The following is a 17132-nucleotide window of genomic DNA, read 5'->3' as shown; positions in this document are numbered from 1 at the left end:
CGCCTCCCGCCGTCCGGCCAGGTCCACCCACCTCACCCCACCCCCGCGGAGGACGACCATGAACAGCAAGCGCACCATCGCAGGGCTGGCCGCGCTGGCCCTGCTCGCCGCCGGCTGCAGCTCCAAGGCGGTCAAGAAGGACGGCGTCGGCGCCGACGGCGTCCGGACCGGCCCCGGCGTCAGCGCCGGCACCATCACCCTCGGCGAGCTGGCCGACCTGACCGGGCCGTTCGCCGCCAACGACACCAAGATCACCAACGCGCACCGGCTGTACTTCGACCGGCTCAACGAGCAGGGCGGGATCTGCGGGCGCAAGGTCGCGCTGGAGGTCGCCGACCACGGCTACGACGTGCAGAAGGCGACGACCGCCTACTCCGACCTCGCCCGCAAGGTGCTCGGCTTCAGCCAGGTGTTCGGGTCCGGGGTGAACGCCGCGCTGGTCGGCAGGTACGCCGCCGACGACGTGCTGGTGTACCCGGCGAGCGGCGCCGGGCCGCTGCTGAAGAGCCGCAACATCCTCGGCGCCGGCTCCACCTACGACTACGAGATCATCAACGTCCTGGACGCCTGGCTGGGCGACGGGACGGTCACGAGGGGCGACACGGTCGCGCACGTCTACCTGGAGGGCGACTACGGCGGGACGGCGATCAGCGGCAGCCACTACATGGCGGGCAGGCACGGGCTGACGCTGAAGGAGGTCAAGATCAAGCCGACCGACACCGACCTCACCTCGCAGATCGCCGGCATCAAGAACACGGGCGCGAAGGCGATCCTGGTCAGCGCCACGCCCAAGCAGCTCGGCTCGGTGGCGGTCGCGAGCCAGTCGGCCGGGCTCACCGTCCCCATCGCGGTCAACGGTCCGGGCTGGAGCGCCGACCTGCTGGCCGGGGCGTCCAGGAAGCCCGTCCTCGACCGGCTGACGGTCACCCAGTCCTGGGCCGTGCCGTCGATGGACCTGCCCATCGTGCGGGGGTTCACCGCCGCCTACGCGAAGAAGTACCCGGGCGCGAAGGTCGACGGGCACGTCACGCTGGGGCAGTCGTCCGCGGTCGTCTACACCAAGGTGCTCCAGCAGGCGTGCGCCGACAAGGACCTGACCCGGCAGGGCCTGCTCGACGCGGTCGGCAAGCTCAAGAACGTCGACACCGGGGGGCTCCTCCCGCCGCTCGACTACACCCGGAAGGGGCGCTCGCCCTCCACGCAGTCGCTGCTGCTGCGCCCGGACGCGAGCGTCCCCGGCGGAGTGAAGGCGATCAGCGAGAAGCGGCACGAGAGCGCGGACGCGGCCGCCTACACCCCCGAGTACGCCGAGTGACCCCGGTTCCACCGGACATCGCGACCGCCGCCGCGCTGCTGAGGTCCGGCGGCCTCAGCAGCGCGGCGCTGGCCGAGGCCGTCCTGGCGCGCGCGGACGCCCTCGACCCGGGCCTCGGCGTCTTCGCCCACCGGACCGCCTCGCTCGCCCGCGCCGAGGCGGCGCGGGCCGACGCGGAGCTGGCGCGCGGCGTCGACCGCGGACCGCTGCACGGCATCCCGCTCGGTGTGAAGGACGCGTTCGCGACCGTCGCGGCGCCGACGACGATGAACAGCCGCGTCTACGGGGCCGCTCCCGCCGGGCGGGACGCCGGCGCCGTCCGCCGCCTCCGCGAGGCGGGCGCCGTCATGGCCGGGATGACGACCACGATGGAGCTGTGCTGCGTCTACCCCGACCACGCCGCCGGGGAGCCGGTGTCGCGCAACCCGTGGGACACCGGCCGCTGGACGGGCGGGTCCAGCTCGGGCTCGGCGGGCGGCCTCGCCGCCGGGCTGTTCCTCGCCGCGCTCGGCACCGACACGGGCGGCAGCGTCCGGCTGCCCGCCTCGTACTGCGGCGTCACCGGCGTCAAGCCGACGTTCGGGCGGGTCGGCACCGACGGCCTGTTCCCGCTGGCCCCCGGCCTCGACCATGCCGGGCCGATGGCCCGCACGGCGGCCGACTGCGCGCTCCTGCTGACCGCGCTGGCCGACGGCTGGACGCCGCGGCCCCGCCCGATGGCCGGCCTGCGGATCGGCGTGGAGAGCCGCCACCACCTGGACATCGCCGGCGCGCACCCGGACGTCGTCCGGGCCGTCCGCGACGCGGCCGAGGTGCTGGCCGGCCTCGGCGCCGACGTGGTGGAGGCCGAGCTGCCGGGGTTCGCCGGCTTGGTGGACGCGGCGGAGAAGACGAGCTGGGCGATGGCCCGCGAAACGCATCGCGAGGGACTGGAGCGGCGTCCGCACACCTACTCCCGCAACGCTCGCGCGCAGTTCTCCGCCGCCGCGAAGGCGGGCGATCCGGCCGGGCACCGCGTTCTCATCGAGAAGGGCCGCGAGGACGTCGCGCGCCTCTTCGGGACCATCGACGCGCTGCTGCTCCCCACGACCGTGCGCCCGGCGGACCGCGTCGAGGAACTGCGCTCCGGCGCGGGCCTGCACCGCACCCGCTACACCCGCGCCTGGAACGCCCTGGGGAATCCGGCGATGTCCGTCCCGGCCGGATTCTCGCGGGACGGCCTGCCGCTGGGCCTGCAGATCGTCGGAGCCCTGTGGGACGAGGCCACCGTCCTGGCCGTCGGCGAGACCTTCCAGAGCGCGACCGGCTGGCATCTGCGCACGCCGCCGGACGGCGGCGGGCCCTAGAGAAAACCCTTGGCCTTCCTCCTCTGCCTGCCGTTACCGTCGCCCTTGCCGATGGACGATCTTGTCCGCGGCGGTCGTCATCCGAGAACAGAGGAGGATTCCCGATGACAACCACGAGGCTTGCGCTCACCAACGTTCGCAACATCGGGATCATGGCGCACATCGACGCCGGCAAGACGACGACCGCCGAGCGGATCCTCTTCTACACCGGTGTCTCGCACCGGATCGGCGAGGTCCACGACGGCAACACCGCGCTGGACTACACCAAGCAGGAACGCGACCGGGGCATCACCATCACCTCCGCCGCCACGACCTGCCGGTGGACGGTCGACGGTGCCGAGCACACGATCAACCTGATCGACACGCCCGGCCACGTCGACTTCACCATCGAGGTCGAGCGGTGCCTGCGCGTGCTCGACGGCGCCGTGACCGTGTTCGACGGCGTCGCGGGCGTCGAGCCGCAGTCGGAGACGGTGTGGCGCCAGGCCGACCGCTACGGCGTGCCGCGGATCTGCTTCGTCAACAAGCTCGACCGCGCGGGGGCCGACTTCCTGCGCTGCGTGGACATAATCCGCGAGCGGCTCGGGGCCGTCCCGCTGGTCATGCAGTTGCCGATCGGCGCCGAGGCCGGGTTCGCGGGCGTCGTCGACCTCGTCGCCGGGCGGGCGCACCTCTGGCCGGACGGCGAGCACGAGGTCACCGGCGTCCCGGCCGACATGGCCGAGGACGTACGGACGTGGCGGAGCGCGCTGATCGAGACGGTCGCCGAGCGCGACGAGCGGGTCATGGAGCTGTACGTCGGCGGTGTGGAGCCGTCGCCGGAGCAGCTGCACGCCGCGATCCGGCGGCTCACGGTCGCGTCCGAGGTCACCCCGGTGCTGTGCGGCAGCGCGTTTAAGAACAAGGGGGTCCAGCCCCTGCTGGACGCGGTCGTCCGCTACCTGCCGGCGCCGCCGGACGTACAGGAGGTGTCGGACGAGGCGCCGCTGTCCGCGCTCGCGTTCAAGATCGCGAGCGATCGGCATCTGGGCCGGCTCACGTTCGTCCGGATCTACACCGGGCGGCTCGTGTCCGGCGCCCCGGTGCTGAACAGCGTCAAGTCGCGCAAGGAGCGGATCGGCAAGATCTACCGCGTCCACGCGGACACGCGGGAGGAGATCGAGTCGGCGGGCGCGGGCGACATCGTCGCCGTCATGGGCCTGAAGCAGACCACCACCGGCGAGACGCTGTGCGACGACGCGCATCCCGTCGTCCTGGAGTCCATGGACTTCCCGGCCCCGGTCATCGAGGTCGCGATCGAGCCGAGGTCCAAGGGCGACAGGGAGAAGCTGGGCGCCGCCATCCAGCGGCTCTCGGAGGAGGACCCGTCGTTCCAGGTCCGCGACGAGAACGGGCAGACCGTCATCGGCGGCATGGGGGAGCTCCACCTGGAGATTCTCACCGCCCGGATGAAGGAGGACTTCCATGTCGAGGCCAACGTCGGCCGGCCTCGGGTCGCCTACCGCGAGACCGTCCGCGCGGCGGTCGAGCGGGTCGACCTGACGCACCGCAAGCAGACGGGCGGCAAGGGCCAGTTCGCCAAGGTGCGGATCTCCGTGGAGCCCATCGAGGACGGGTACGAGTTCGTCAACCGGGTCACCGGCGGGCGGATCCCGAAGGAGTTCATCCCGTCCGTGGACGCGGGCTGCCAGGAGGCGATGCACACCGGCGTCCTCGCCGGGTACGAGATGACGGGCGTGCGGGTCACCCTGCTCGACGGTGACTTCCACCCGATCGACTCGTCCGAGCTCGCCTTCAAGATCGCCGGTTCGCTGGCGTTCCGGGAGGCGGTCCGGCGCGCGTCGCCGGTGCTGCTCGAACCGGTGATGACCGTCGAGGTCACCACCCCCGAGGAGTACTTCGGCGCGGTGATCGGCGACCTCAACGCCCGGCGCGGCCGGGTCGAGGGGACGGGCGAGCGGGCGGGCGCCCGGATCGTGGACGCCCTCGTCCCGCTGGCGGAGATGTTCGGCTACGTCGGGCACCTGCGCGGCGCGACGTCGGGCCGCGGCGTGTTCACCATGCGGTTCGCCGCCTACGCCGAGGTCCCGCCCGCGGTGGCCGCGACCGTAGGCGCGGCGGGCTGAGCCCCGGCCGGGGCCGCACCTCGTGTGCGGCCCCGGTCAGCTCCACAGCGTCACGTACACCGGCGGGCGGAAGCGGGACGGCGGCACGCCCGAGCCGGGGGACCGCATGATGTGCAGCGCCTCGGCGGTCGCCAGGAAGCGGCGGAACACCCCGGCCAGCGGCGGACGGCGGTCCGGCGCCAGCGTCGTGGCGTGCCAGCGGATCTCCAGCGGGGTCGCGGGGGTCGCGATGACGTGCAGTTCGCCGCGCTGGACGCGCGGTGCCACCAGATGTGCGAGGGCGATCGCGAGGCCGCCGCCGTCCGCGGCCGCGGCCCAGGCCGCGGTCTGGTTGGGGTAGACCCTGATCCTGTCCTCGGGGACCTTCAGGCGGCGCAGCAGCCGCGCGGTCTCGCTGCCCGGGTCGGTGCCGGACGGGTCCACCAGCCACAGCGGACGCGGCGCGGCGGCCGTGCCCACGGCGACGAGGCCCGTCCGGTACACGGGCTCGCTGACGAGGTCCGGGTCGTCGGCGAGGCGGGGGCCGAGGGCGACGTCGGCGAGCCGGTTGTGCAGCAGGACGGGCATCTCCCGTCCGGCGACGACCCCCGCGCTGCCCTCGACGGCGCGGGACGAGCGGGCGGCGAACGCGTCCAGCAGCGGGGTCGCGACGAACTCGGCGACGGCGGAGGCGGCGACGACCCGCAGCGACTCGGGGGCGCCCCGGGCCGCCCGGACCGCCTCCTCGGCGTCCGCGCCGAGCACCACCATCTGCGACGCGACCGGCAGCAGGCGCGCACCGCCCTCGGTCAGCGTCATCCCGCCCGGCCCGCGGGCCAGCAGCGGGTCGCCGAGGTGCTGGCGCAGCGCGGCGAGCGCCTGCGAGACGGCGGGCTCGCTCACGCCCAGCGCCCGCGCCGCCTCCTTCACCGAGCCGAGCCGCGCGACGAGGACGAACGCGCCGAGCTGGGTCAGCGTCATGGCCCCAGTGTGGACCTCCGGGCGGCCCCCGTTAAGCCTTCGCTTATCCGGCCGTTGTGCCCGCGTCCGGGCGGCGTGAAAATCCGGCCACATCCCACCCCGAGGGGGCGCCGTGCAGGTTCCCGCGAACTTCGAGTACGCGAAGGCGACGACCGTCGAGGAGGCGCTGGCGCTGCTGGCGCGCCACGGCGACGAGGCGAGGGTGGTGGCCGGCGGCCACAGCCTGATCCCGATGATGAAGCTGCGGCTGGCGCGGCCCGAGGCACTGATCGACATCAACGACGTCGCCGAGTTGTCGCGCATCCGGGTCGAGGGCGACGCACTGTGCGTGGGCGCCCTCGTCCGGCACGCCGAGCTGCTCGGCTCCGCCGTCGCCGGGGAGCACTTCCCGATCCTGCACGACGCCGAACGGGTGATCGCCGACCCGGTGGTGCGCAACCGGGGGACGGTCGGCGGCTCGCTGTGCCAGGCCGACCCGTCCGAGGACCTGTCGGCGGCGTTCGCGGCGCTGCGGGCGACGGCGGTGATCAAGGGGCCGGACGGGGAGCGGACGGTGCCGGTCCGCGAGTTCCACACCGGCCCGTACGAGACCGTCGTCGAGGCCGGCGAGCTGCTCACCGAGGTGCGGGTGCCGATCCGGCCCGGCGGGTCGAGCGCATACGTGAAGGTCGAGCGGCGCGCCGGCGACTGGCCGCTCGCCGCCGCGGGAGCGGTGCTGAGGCTCGCGGACGGGCGGATCGCCGAAGCCGGGATCGGGCTGACGGCGGTGCGCGCGGAGCACTTCTTCGCCGCGGAGGCGGAGGACGCCCTGCGCGGCGCCGTCCCGTCCGAGGAACTGTTCGCCGAGGCGGGACGGATCGCCGCCGCGCACTGCGATCCGGGGTCCGACCAGCGGGGACCCGCCGACTACAAGCGTCACCTGGCCGGAGAACTGACCATCCGCGCGCTGCGCCGCGCCTACGAGAGGTGCATGCCGTGAACATCACCGTGACGGTCAACGGGCGGCCGTACACCCGCGACGTCGAGCCCAGGCTGCTGCTCGTCCACTTCCTGCGGGACGAACTGGACCTCACCGGGACGCACTGGGGCTGCGACACGTCCAACTGCGGCGCCTGCGTCGTCTGGCTGGACGAGGTGCCGGTGAAGTCGTGCACGGTCCTGGCGGTGATGGCGTCCGGCAAGGAGGTCCGCACCGTGGAGGGCCTCGAACGCGACGGGGAGCTCGACCCCGTCCAGCAGGGCTTCACCGAGTGCCACGGCCTGCAGTGCGGGTTCTGCACGCCGGGGATGCTGATGACGTCGCGGTGGCTGCTCGACCGCAGCCCCGACCCGTCCGAGGCGGAGATCCGCGAGGCGGTATCGGGTCAGATCTGCCGGTGCACCGGCTACGAGAACATCGTCCGGTCCGTCCGCTGGGCCGCCGAGCACTCCTCTCGCGAGGTGGCGCAATGAGCGGGAACGGGCAGCACGGGTTCGGCCGGGTGCCGCGCAAGGAGGACGCCCGCTTCATCCGAGGCCAGGGCAACTACGTCGACGACATCAAGCTGCCGGGGATGCTGTACGGGGCGGTGCTGCGCAGCCCGCACGCGCACGCCCGGCTCGTGTCGGTCGACACGGCGGCGGCCGAGGCGCACCCGCAGGTGCGGGCCGTGATCACCGGCGAGACGCTCGCCGGCCTGGACCTGGCGTGGATGCCGACACTGTCGGGGGACGTCCAGGCCGTCCTCGCGACCGACAAGGTGCGGTTCCAGGGGCAGGAGGTCGCGTTCGTCGTCGCCGACTCGCACTACGCGGCGCGGGACGCCCTCGAACTCATCGACGTCGACTACGAGGCGCTGCCCCCGGTCATCGACGCCCGCACCGCACTGGACGACGGCGCCCCCGTCATCCGCGACGACCTGGAAGGGCGCGGCGACAACCACATCTTCGACTGGGAGGCGGGCGACGCCGCCGCCACCGACCGGGTCTTCGACGGCGCCGAGGTGGTCGTTGCGCAGGACGTCCTCTACCCGCGCGTGCACCCGGCGCCGCTGGAGACGTGCGGGATCGTCGCCGACATGGACAAGGTGACCGGCAAGCTCACCGTCCACACCACGACGCAGGCCCCGCACGCGCACCGCACCGTGTACGCGCTGGTCGCCGGGCTGCCCGAGCACAAGATCCGGGTCGTGTCGCCGGACATCGGCGGCGGCTTCGGCAACAAGGTCGGCATCTATCCCGGCTACGTCTGCGCGATCGTCGGGTCGATCGTGACGGGCCGCCCGGTGAAGTGGATGGAGGACCGGTCGGAGAACCTGATGACGACCTCGTTCGCCCGCGACTACCACATGCGGGGCGAGATCGCCGCGACGCGGGACGGCCGCGTCCGCGGGCTGCGGGTGACGGTGCTCGCCGACCACGGCGCGTTCAACGGGACCGCGCAGCCGACCAAGTTCCCCGCCGGGTTCTTCCACGTGTTCACCGGCTCGTACGACATCGAGGCCGCGCACTGCGCCGTCACCGGCGTCTACACCAACAAGGCGCCGGGCGGCGTCGCCTACGCCTGCTCGTTCCGCATCACCGAGGCCGCCTACCTGGTCGAACGCATGATGGACATGCTCGCCGCCGAACTGGACCTCGACCCGGCCGAGCTGCGGCTCCGCAACCTGCTGCGCGCCGAGCAGTTCCCGTACTCGACCGCGACCGGCTGGGAGTACGACTCCGGCGACTATCCCCGCACCCTGCGCAAGGCCCTGGACATCGCCGGGTACGACAAGCTGCGCGCCGAGCAGGCCGACCGGCGCGAACGCGGCGAGCTCATGGGCATCGGGATCAGCTTCTTCACCGAGGCCGTGGGCGCCGGGCCGCGCAAGCACATGGACATCCTCGGGCTCGGCATGGCCGACGGCGCCGAACTGCGCGTCCACCCGACCGGCAAGGCCGTGCTGCGCATCTCCGTCCAGACGCAGGGGCAGGGGCACGAGACGACGTTCGCGCAGATCGTCGCCCATGAACTCGGGATACCGGTGGACGACGTGGAGGTCGTCCACGGCGACACCGACCAGACGCCGTTCGGGCTCGGCACCTACGGGTCGCGTTCGACGCCGGTGTCGGGCGCCGCGACGGCGGTCGTGGCGCGGAAGGTGCGGGAGCGGGCCCGGATCGTCGCCGGCGCGATGCTGGAGGCGGCACCGGGGGACCTCGAATGGACGCCGGGGCGCTGGACGGTCCGCGGCGACCCGTCGTCCGGCGCGACCATGCAGGAGATCGCGATGGCCGCGCACGGCAGCCTCGAACTGCCCGACGGCGTGGAGGGCCATCTCGACGCGACGACCGTCTACAACCCGCCGAACCTGACGTACCCGTTCGGCGCCTACATCGCGGTCGTGGACGTCGACCCGGGGACGGGCAAGGTCGCCGTCCGGCGGTTCGTCGCGGTGGACGACTGCGGCGTCCGGATCAACCCGATGATCGTCGAGGGGCAGGTGCACGGCGGGCTCGCCGACGGGGTCGGGATGGCGCTCATGCAGGTCATGGCGTTCGACGAGGACGGCAACCACCTCGGCGCCTCGTTCATGGACTACCTGCTGCCGACGTCGATGGAATGCCCGTCGTGGGAGCTGGGCGAGACCGTCACGCCGTCCCCGCACCATCCGCTCGGCGCGAAGGGCGTCGGGGAGTCCGCGACGGTCGGCTCGCCCGCCGCGATCGTCAACGCGGTCGTGGACGCGCTCGCGCCCTACGGCGTCCGGCACGCCGACATGCCGCTCACCCCGGCGAACGTCTGGCGCGTCATCCAGGGGCGGCCGTTCCGGACGGACCTGGCGATCCCATGATGGACCGGGCCGAGGCACTGCGCGGCGAGCGGACGCCGTACGTCCTCGCCACGGTCGTGCGGGCGGAGCGTCCGACGAGCGCGAAGACCGGCGACCGGGCGCTCGTCCTGCCCGACGGGACGATGGAGGGCTTCGTCGGCGGCCACTGCGCCGAGTCGGCGGTCCGCGACCAGGCGCTCGCGCTGCTCGAATCGGGCGAGTCGACACTGCTGCGCATCACGCCCGCGGCGGACAGCGCGCCGCTGGACGGCCTGGTCACGGTGCACAACCCGTGCCTGTCCGGCGGGACGCTGGACGTGTTCCTCGAAGCGGTGATCCCGCCCGCGCGCGTCGATGTGTACGGTGACGGGCCGGTCGCGCGTGCGCTCGCCGGCGTCGGACGGCCGGCGGGCTTCGACGTCCGGCCGGCGGGCGCGGGCGATCCGCCCTCGCCGGACGCGGCGGCGGTCGTGGTCGCCACCCACGGCCGGGACGAGGAGGCGCTGCTGAAGGCCGCTCTGGACGCCGGCATCCCCTACGTCGGGCTGGTCGCCAGCCGGAGGCGGGGGACCGCCGTGACCTCCGCGCTGGCGGGCGGCGACCGCGTCCGCACCCCGGCGGGCTTGGACATCGGCGCCCGCACCGCACCGGAGATCGCGCTGTCGGTGCTGGCGGAGATCCTCTCGCTGCGCCCCCGCCCGGCCGGGCCGGTGGAGCGCGCCCCCGCCGGTGAAACGGAGGGCTGCTGTCACTGAGCGTTGACGGCCGACCGGGACCCGAATTAGATTCGGTTCCGACCGGTCGGTATGTTCACTGCCGTCCGGGATCCCGGCAACGAGACACGGCGACACGGAGGCGGACGGATGCGAGCGGCACGACGGGCATGGGGCCGGCTGGAACCGGTGCACGCGATGATCTACTTCGTCCCGGAGGCGCCCGAGCGGTACGCGGCCCTCGGCCTGGACGCGCGGGCCGCCTACTTCGCCTCCCGCGCGGCGGCCTTCGGGCGCGCGTCCGCCGAGCTCGTCATCGCGACGTTCTACAACTTCAACCCCGACGTCGTCCGCCGCGCCATCCCCGCGGCCTGGGAGAAGACGACCCCGGAGCAGGTGCTCGCCGCCCGGACGGACGCCGCCGGCGCCGCGCTCCGCCGCGCCGGCATCGACCGGCTCCCGGACCTGGAGGAGATCGTCGCCCTGGCCCGCCGCGCCGCCGAGGCCGCCGGCGACCACGCCCAGGGGCGCCCCCTCTACGCGGCGCACGCTGCCCTGGCCTGGCCGGACGAGCCGATCCTCCAGCTCTGGTGGGCCCAGACCCTCCTCCGCGAGTTCCGCGGCGACGGGCATATCGCCGTCCTCACCGCCGAGGGCGTCGCACCGGTCGAGGCCCTCGTCCTGCACGCCGCCACCGGCAGCATGCCCAAGGACTTCCTCACCGCGACCCGGGCCTGGCCCGCCGAGCAGTGGGAGGCGACCGCCGAGCGCCTCCGCGTCCGCGGCCTGCTCGACGGCGACGCCCTCACCCCCGAAGGCGTGGCGTTCCGCCAGAGCATGGAGGACCGCACCGACGAACTGGCCCTCCCGCCCTACGCCGCCCTGGGCGAGAAGGACTGCGACCGCCTGGCCGAGCTGGCCCGCCCCTTCGGCAAGGCGGTAATGGAAGCCGGCCTCTTCACCCTCGCCTGACCAGAGGGCCCCGCTAGGCTGGGCGGGTTCTGTCCAGCCCCGGGGAGTGTTCGCTGGTGTTCGAGTCCGTGCTCGTGGCCGACCGCGGCGAGGTCGCCGGGCGGATCCTGCACACCGCCCGCGCGATGGGGCTCAAGGCCATCGCCGTGTACTCGGCGGCCGACGACGGGCTGCCGTTCGTCGCCGAGGCGGACGAGGCCGTCCTGATCGGGCCCGCCGACCCGGCCCGCGGCTACCTGAACGCCGCCGCGATCGTGGAGGCGGCGCACCGCACGAACGCGCAGGCCGTCCACCCCGGCTACGGGTTCCTCGCCGAGAACGCCGCGTTCGCCCGGCAGGTCGCGGGCCGCGGCCTCGCCTGGGTCGGCCCGCCGCCGCTCGCCATCGCCCGGATGGGCGACAAGATCAACGCCCGGAACCTGATGAAGGAGGCGGGCGTCCCCGTCGCGCCCGGCGTGTGGGAGCCCGTCCCGGACGCCGCGACGGCCGCCGAGGAGGCCGAGCGCATCGGCTACCCCGTCATGCTGAAGCCCGCCGCGGGCGCCGGCGGCCTCGGCCTGGCCGCCGCCCGCGACGCCGGCTCGCTCAGCGGCGCGTTCGAGACGGCCCGCCGCGCCGCCGGGGAGGGCGACATCCTGCTGGAGCGCCACGTGGCCGGCGCCCGGCACGTCGAGGTGCAGATCCTCGGCCTCGCCGACGGCACCGTCGTCGCGGTCGGCGACCGCGACTGCTCCGTCCAGCGCCGCCACCAGAAGATCGTCGGGGAGGCGCCGTCGCCCGGCATCACCCCGGAGGTGCGCGACCGCATGCTGGCCGCCGCCGTCCGCGCGGGCGAGGCCGTCGGCTACCGCGGCGCGGGCACCGTCGAGTTCCTGCTCGACCCCGCCACGCAGGACTTCTCCTTCCTGGAGATGAGCACCCGCCTCACCGTCGAGCACCCCGTCACCGAGATGGTGTCCGGCGTCGACCTCGTCGAGCAGCAGTTCCGCATCGCCGCCGACGAGCCCGTCTCCGCCACGGGCGCGGCACCGCGCGGCCACGCGATCGAGTTCCGCGTCCACGCGGAGGACCCGCTGCGGTTCCTGCCGAGCACCGGCGAGATCACGGTGTGGGAGGAGCCCGTCGGCGACGGCATCCGCATCGACGCCGGATACGCCGAGGGCAACACCGTCACCACCCACTACGACCCGCTTCTCGCCAAGCTGTGCGTGCACGGCGACGACCGCGCCCACGCGCTGGCCCGCGCCCGCGCCGCCCTCGACGCGTTCCGCGTCGAGGGACCGCCGACGAACCTGCCGTTCCTGCGGGAACTGCTCGACCGCCCCGAGTTCGCGGACGGAGCCTACGACACCGGCCTCGTCGCACGCATGCGCGCCGCCGTAGGGTAGGGCCGTGTACTGCGACCGCTGCGGCGAGACCGCCGCCGAGGGCGACCACGCGCCCTGCCGCGCCGCCCGCGCGATGGAACCGCCCCGCTACTGCGCCATCTGCCGCCGCCGCATGATCGTCCAGGTCACGCCCCTCGGCTGGACGGCCCGCTGCTCCCAGCACGGCGCCCTGGAGAACGCGTCCTAGACCGACAGGACGTAAGTCAGCAGATCAACACCGGGCACCGGCGCCCAGTCGAGGTCGGGCGTACGGACGAACCCCGCCCGCTCGTACAGGCGGTGCGCACTGCTCATGTTGCGCTGCGTCGAAAGCCGCAGCCCGCTGAGCCCCGACGCGCGCGCCCGCTCGACGCAGGCCCGCACCATGGCCCGTCCCACCCCCTTCCCGCGCGCTCTCTCGGTCACGGCGAGCATGCGGAATTCGGCCTCGTCCGGCCCGGCCAGCTCGGCGTAGGGACTGCCGGGCGGGCAGTACGCGACGGCGCCGACGACCTCGCCCGCGACCTCGGCGACGAGCAACTCCGCCTTGGCGGCCCGGTCGGCGGCGTTCCGCAGCGTGGGGACGTACGACGACGCCGGATTCACCAGCCCGCCGTGCACATAGACCTCGACGGTCAGCTCCCCGACGGCCTCGTACTCGTCCGCCCGGGCGTCCCGGACGATGACCGGCTCAGCCACCGGTGGCCTTGCCGGGCTCGGCGGCCACGTCGTGGCCGTACAGCATGCGCATCGGGTGTTTCTCCAGGCCCCAGGATCCGTCGTCGCCCACGACCGGCAGGCCGTGCCGAACCAGGCTATCCGCCCCCATCGGCGACGAACCGGCGGCCCTGTTGTGACACCTGGTCAGGCGATGTCGTGGCAGGTGGACTCACCGGGGAGGAGGGGGCGGAGGCGGATGGAGTAGGTCTTGGCTTCGCTGCGCCAGGCGGTGCCGCGGTCTGTGGCGGGGACCTTCTTGGACGGGGCCAGCGTGCAGGTGGCCCCGGCGACCTGGGTGCCCTTGCCGAGCGGCTCGAGCGGCCACTTCTTGACGGTGTCGCTTCCCGTGGTGGGGCCGGCGAGGACGGCCGTCTTCGCCGGCGTGAAGGGCTTGGGCTTGGCCGCCAGGTCGGATGCGGGCCAGGCGGCGGGGTCCAGCTTCTTGAGGAACCGCGCCTCCGGGCCCGCCTGCGACTCGGGCTGGATGATGCGCGTCGTCGCGTCGCCCATGGTGACCACGGTGATGATCGCGTCCGCGATCCGGTCGGAGCCGACCGTGTGCGAGCGGCCGAGGCCGGCGGTGCGGGCCTCGCCCAGGAGACGCTGCAGCGCGTCCGGCTTCAGGCGGTACTCGGTCAGCTTGCCCTGAGCGCTCGGGGACGCGGCGACCGCGCGTCCGGTGGAGTAGAGGGAGAATTCCGGGACGCTTCTGGGGCCGCCAAGGCCCGCGAAGCCTCCGGTTTTGCGCAGGCGCAGGACGAGCTGCTCCTGCGCGGGCGTGTCCTTGGCGGGGGACGAGGTCGGGGCGGGTGCGGGGGACGACGGCGAGGGTCCGGCGGTGCCGGACTCGTCGCCGCAGGCGGTGAGGGCCGCGCAGGCCGTCAAGGCCGCGCAGGCGAGTGCCGGCACCCAGCGGGAACGTTCATACGAACCGGCCATGACGCTTCGACGCGCCGGCGCCCGGAAGGGTTCCGCCGCCGACAAAATCACCCCGCCGAAGACTGTGGGGTCCGGCCGCCGACCGCACCGCAGGCCCGCGCTAGTGTGCCGCCTTGTGAGTGTGCTCGTTGTGACCGGCACCTGCACGGGTGTCGGGAAGACCATCGTCACGGCGGCGCTGGCGGCGGTCGCCGCCGCGCGCGGCGCGTCGGTCGCCGTCGTCAAGCCCGGCCAGACGGGCGTCGGCGGCGGGGAGCCGGGCGACCTCGACGAGGTGCGCCGGCTCGCCGGGATGGACGACGTGCACGAGTTCGCGCGGTTCCCCGACCCGCTGTCCCCGGCCGCCGCCGCGCGCCGCGCCGGGATCCCGCCCGTCCGGATGGCGGACGTCGCGCAGGGCGTCCGGGACTTGGCGGACGTCCGGCGGCTCGTGCTCGTGGAAGGCGCGGGCGGCCTCCTCGTCCGCTTCGACGAGGAGGGCAGCACGATCGCGGACCTGGCCCGGTGGCTGGGCGCCGCCGTCGTGGTCGTGGCCCGTCCCGGCCTGGGCACGCTCAACCACACCGCGCTCACCCTGGAGGCGATGGCGCACCGCGGCGTGCAGCTCGCCGGCGTGGTGATCGGGGAGTGGCCGGACGACCCGGACCTCGCCATGCGCAGCAACATCCGCGACCTGGAGACGATCGCGGCCCGCCCGCTGTCCGGCGCGCTGCCCGCGGGGGCGGGCGCCCTGGACCCGGTCGAGTTCCTCCTGGCCGCCCACCGCGGCCTGGCCCCCTCCTTCGGCGGCGGTTTCGACGCCGCCGCCTTCCGCGACAGATTCGGCCTCGACAAGGAGAACACGTGATCCTCGACACCGCCCGCCGCCAGGTACTCGACAAGGGCAAGGGCCTGTCCGAGAAGCAGGTCCTGGACGTCCTGACCCTGCCGGACGACCGGCTGGAGGACCTGCTCGCGCTCGCCCACGACGTCCGGATGCGCTGGTGCGGGCCGGAGGTCGAGGTGGAGGGGATCGTGTCGCTGAAGACCGGCGGCTGCCCCGAGGACTGCCACTTCTGCTCGCAGTCCGGCAAGTTCGAGTCGCCCGTCCGGTCGGTGTGGCTGAACATCCCGGAGCTGGTCGAGGCGGCGAAGGAGACCGCGCGGACCGGCGCGACCGAGTTCTGCATCGTCGCCGCCGTCCGCGGCCCGGACGAGCGCCTGATGTCGCAGGTCCGCGAGGGCGTCAAGGCCATCAACGACGCCGTCGAGATCAACATCGCGTGCTCGCTCGGCATGCTCACCCAGGAGCAGGTGGACGAGCTGGCCGCGATGGGCGTGCACCGCTACAACCACAACCTGGAGACGGCCCGCTCCCACTTCCCGAACGTGGTCACCACCCACTCGTGGGAGGAGCGCCGGGACACCCTCCGCATGGTGAAGGACGCCGGGATGGAGGTGTGCTGCGGCGGCATCGTCGGGATGGGCGAGTCCATCGAGCAGCGCGCCGAACTGGCCGCGCAGCTCGCCGACCTCGACCCCGACGAGGTCCCGCTGAACTTCCTCGCCCCCCGCCCCGGCACCCCGTTCTCCGACCTCCCGCTGGTCGAGGGCACCGAGGCCCTGAAGACGATCGCCGCGTTCCGCCTCGCCCTGCCCCGCACCATCCTCCGCTACGCCGGCGGCCGCGAACTCACCCTCGGCGACCTCGGCACCCGCGACGGCATGCTCGGCGGCATCAACGCCATCATCGTCGGCAACTACCTGACCACCCTGGGCCGCCCCGCCCGGCAGGACCTCGAACTCCTCACCGACCTCCAGATGCCCATCAAGGCCCTCTCCCAGACCCTTTAGGTCATGCTCAGTCGTCCCAGGGCTTCCACTCGGCTGTGTCGATCTCGATGTCGAACGGGTCGGGGAGATGGATCGTCTCGCCGAACTCCCAGGCCTCCTGGTGCAGGTAAGCGCCGAGGGCCTGGTCGGGGATGGTGTACAGGATGGACTTCGCGACCTTCGGGGAGCGGTCGACCAGCAGGTAATAGGGGATCTCGGCCCGCGCGTAGCCGTTCCACTTGTTCTTGCCGCGTCGCTCCCCGGTGGGCTCCCGGTCGTTCTTCGCGTTGCTGTACGAGGTGACCTCCACGACCATTTCGACCTGGTCGGGGACCAACATCCGCACACCGGACCGCCGCGCGGCCAGATACACGTCCTGGTCGATGGCCATCAGGTCCGGGACGTACCCATCGCCGACACCGACGAGCGACATCCCCGTCCCGTTATCGGTCCTCCAGATGAAGCCGGGCTGCAGCACGTGCGCGCGGACCAGTGCGTAGTTGATGTCGCCGGCGATGCTGTTATGGGGAAGCCCCGGCGGTGGGGACACGACGACTTTTCCTCCGATGACCTCGACTCGGGATCCTTCGGGGGCGTCGACGTAGTCATCGAGGTCACCGCGCACCCACAGGTTGTAGGGCGTGTCGGGCAATAGCGCGACTTCTTCGTCTGACAAGACTTTCACTCCGTGTGACTCCTCCCTCACGATCTGCTCCCCGTCATCGTAGAGAAGGCTTGCACCCAGAGTAGTCGGGTCGTTCGAACTTGTGGTCGAAAATCTCGCAGCCGGGCCAGGGGGTCAGCGGCTGAGGCGGGTGATGAACTTGTAGCGGTCGCCTCGGTACAAGGACTGGGCCCACTCGACCGGCTGGCCTGTCGTGTCGAAGGCGTGGCGGGAGAGCAGGAGCATCGGGAGGCCCACGTCCACGCCCAGGAGCTGGGCGTCGTGGGGCGTGGCCAGGACGGTCTCGATCGTCTCCTCGGCTTCGGTCAGGTGGACGTCGTAGGCCGTCGCCAGGGTCTCGTACAGGGAGTGGTGGCGGGGGAGCTCGCGGCGCAGGCCGGGGA

17 protein-coding genes are annotated in these 17132 nt (G+C 73.2%); 12 read left to right on the top strand and 5 right to left on the bottom strand.

Annotation, left to right across the window (positions count from 1 at the left end; genetic code table 11):
- From E1293_RS32165 to fusA, 3 genes are all read left to right on the top strand, one after another.
- Positions 1-1315 (top strand): ABC transporter substrate-binding protein (locus tag E1293_RS32165; protein ID WP_207939214.1); only part of this gene is annotated, 1315 nt, incomplete at its 5' end.
- Entirely contained in the window at positions 1312-2661 is a 1350-nt protein-coding gene (locus E1293_RS32160; protein WP_207939213.1) for an amidase, read from the top strand. The genes E1293_RS32165 and E1293_RS32160, both read left to right, overlap by 4 nt.
- A gap of 104 nt (positions 2662-2765) precedes the next feature.
- Positions 2766-4787: an elongation factor G gene (fusA, locus tag E1293_RS32155; RefSeq protein WP_132201291.1), complete on the top strand. Its 2022-nt coding sequence runs from the start codon at positions 2766-2768 to the stop codon at positions 4785-4787.
- A 36-nt stretch (positions 4788-4823) separates the two neighbouring features.
- On the opposite strand, the gene E1293_RS32150 is transcribed toward fusA, so the two are convergent.
- A complete protein-coding gene (locus E1293_RS32150) occupies positions 4824-5747 on the bottom strand; it encodes a LysR family transcriptional regulator (protein WP_132201289.1) in 924 nt (307 codons plus the stop codon).
- Positions 5748-5859: 112 nt separating this feature from the next.
- Between E1293_RS32150 and E1293_RS32145 the strand changes: the two genes are divergently transcribed.
- The 7 genes from E1293_RS32145 (at position 5860) to bsaP (ending at position 12801) form a co-directional block, all read left to right on the top strand.
- Entirely contained in the window at positions 5860-6726 is an 867-nt protein-coding gene (locus tag E1293_RS32145) for an FAD binding domain-containing protein (protein WP_132201287.1), read from the top strand.
- Complete coding sequence (locus E1293_RS32140) at positions 6723-7199, top strand: (2Fe-2S)-binding protein (RefSeq protein ID WP_132201285.1); 477 nt, start codon at positions 6723-6725, stop codon at positions 7197-7199. The genes E1293_RS32145 and E1293_RS32140 overlap by 4 nt, the downstream gene beginning before the upstream one ends.
- Complete coding sequence (locus E1293_RS32135; RefSeq protein WP_132201283.1) at positions 7196-9562, top strand: aerobic carbon-monoxide dehydrogenase large subunit; 2367 nt, start codon at positions 7196-7198, stop codon at positions 9560-9562. The genes E1293_RS32140 and E1293_RS32135 overlap by 4 nt, the downstream gene beginning before the upstream one ends.
- Complete coding sequence (locus E1293_RS32130) at positions 9559-10296, top strand: XdhC family protein (RefSeq protein WP_132201281.1); 738 nt, start codon at positions 9559-9561, stop codon at positions 10294-10296. Before E1293_RS32135 ends, E1293_RS32130 begins: the two co-directional genes overlap by 4 nt.
- A 108-nt stretch (positions 10297-10404) precedes the next feature.
- On the top strand, positions 10405-11226 hold the full coding sequence (locus tag E1293_RS32125; protein WP_132201279.1) for an SCO6745 family protein: 822 nt from the start codon (positions 10405-10407) through the stop codon (positions 11224-11226).
- Positions 11227-11282: 56 nt separating this feature from the next.
- The gene (locus E1293_RS32120; RefSeq protein ID WP_132201277.1) at positions 11283-12614 is read left to right on the top strand and encodes an acetyl-CoA carboxylase biotin carboxylase subunit; all 1332 of its coding nucleotides are present in this window, start codon (positions 11283-11285) and stop codon (positions 12612-12614) included.
- A gap of 4 nt (positions 12615-12618) precedes the next feature.
- Positions 12619-12801: a biotin synthase auxiliary protein BsaP gene (bsaP, locus tag E1293_RS32115; protein ID WP_132201275.1), complete on the top strand. Its 183-nt coding sequence runs from the start codon at positions 12619-12621 to the stop codon at positions 12799-12801.
- On the opposite strand, the gene E1293_RS32110 is transcribed toward bsaP, so the two are convergent.
- Together E1293_RS32110 and E1293_RS32105 are read right to left on the bottom strand one after the other, a co-directional pair.
- Positions 12798-13292, bottom strand: coding sequence for a GNAT family N-acetyltransferase (locus E1293_RS32110; protein WP_132201273.1), 495 nt, complete (start codon positions 13290-13292; stop codon positions 12798-12800). The genes bsaP and E1293_RS32110 overlap by 4 nt on opposite strands.
- 165 nt (positions 13293-13457) lie before the next feature.
- Positions 13458-14252: a hypothetical protein gene (locus E1293_RS32105; protein ID WP_132201271.1), complete on the bottom strand. Its 795-nt coding sequence runs from the start codon at positions 14250-14252 to the stop codon at positions 13458-13460.
- Between the two features lie 115 nt (positions 14253-14367).
- Here E1293_RS32105 and bioD point away from each other — a divergent pair, with 115 nt between their 5' ends.
- Together bioD and bioB are read left to right on the top strand one after the other, a co-directional pair.
- A complete protein-coding gene (gene bioD, locus E1293_RS32100) occupies positions 14368-15099 on the top strand; it encodes a dethiobiotin synthase (protein ID WP_165978488.1) in 732 nt (243 codons plus the stop codon).
- Positions 15096-16085, top strand: a complete 990-nt coding sequence (gene bioB / locus E1293_RS32095; protein ID WP_207939211.1) for a biotin synthase BioB — start codon at positions 15096-15098, stop codon at positions 16083-16085. Before bioD ends, bioB begins: the two co-directional genes overlap by 4 nt.
- A gap of 7 nt (positions 16086-16092) precedes the next feature.
- On the opposite strand, the gene E1293_RS32090 is transcribed toward bioB, so the two are convergent.
- Complete coding sequence (locus E1293_RS32090; RefSeq protein WP_165978487.1) at positions 16093-16740, bottom strand: Uma2 family endonuclease; 648 nt, start codon at positions 16738-16740, stop codon at positions 16093-16095.
- Positions 16741-16863: 123 nt separating this feature from the next.
- On the bottom strand, positions 16864-17132 hold a 269-nt coding region (locus E1293_RS32085), incomplete at its 5' end, for a GntR family transcriptional regulator (protein WP_132201266.1).

The sequence above is a fragment of the Actinomadura darangshiensis genome (assembly GCF_004349235.1).
In the GTDB taxonomy this organism is placed as follows: Bacteria; Actinomycetota; Actinomycetes; order Streptosporangiales; family Streptosporangiaceae; genus Spirillospora; species Spirillospora darangshiensis.
The sequence above is the reverse complement of the archived record's forward strand: the minus strand, read 5'-3'. Positions and strand labels throughout refer to the sequence as shown.

Bases quoted from the DNA above. Each gene is read 5' to 3' on its own strand.
- E1293_RS32130 (WP_132201281.1), top strand. From the start codon at position 9,559: ATGATGGACCGGGCCGAGGCACTGCGCGGCGAGCGGACGCCGTACGTC.
- E1293_RS32105 (WP_132201271.1), bottom strand. From the start codon at position 14,252: ATGGCCGGTTCGTATGAACGTTCCCGCTGGGTGCCGGCACTCGCCTGC.
- E1293_RS32135 (WP_132201283.1), top strand. From the start codon at position 7,196: ATGAGCGGGAACGGGCAGCACGGGTTCGGCCGGGTGCCGCGCAAGGAG.
- fusA (WP_132201291.1), top strand. From the start codon at position 2,766: ATGACAACCACGAGGCTTGCGCTCACCAACGTTCGCAACATCGGGATC.
- E1293_RS32125 (WP_132201279.1), top strand. From the start codon at position 10,405: ATGCGAGCGGCACGACGGGCATGGGGCCGGCTGGAACCGGTGCACGCG.
- E1293_RS32150 (WP_132201289.1), bottom strand. From the start codon at position 5,747: ATGACGCTGACCCAGCTCGGCGCGTTCGTCCTCGTCGCGCGGCTCGGC.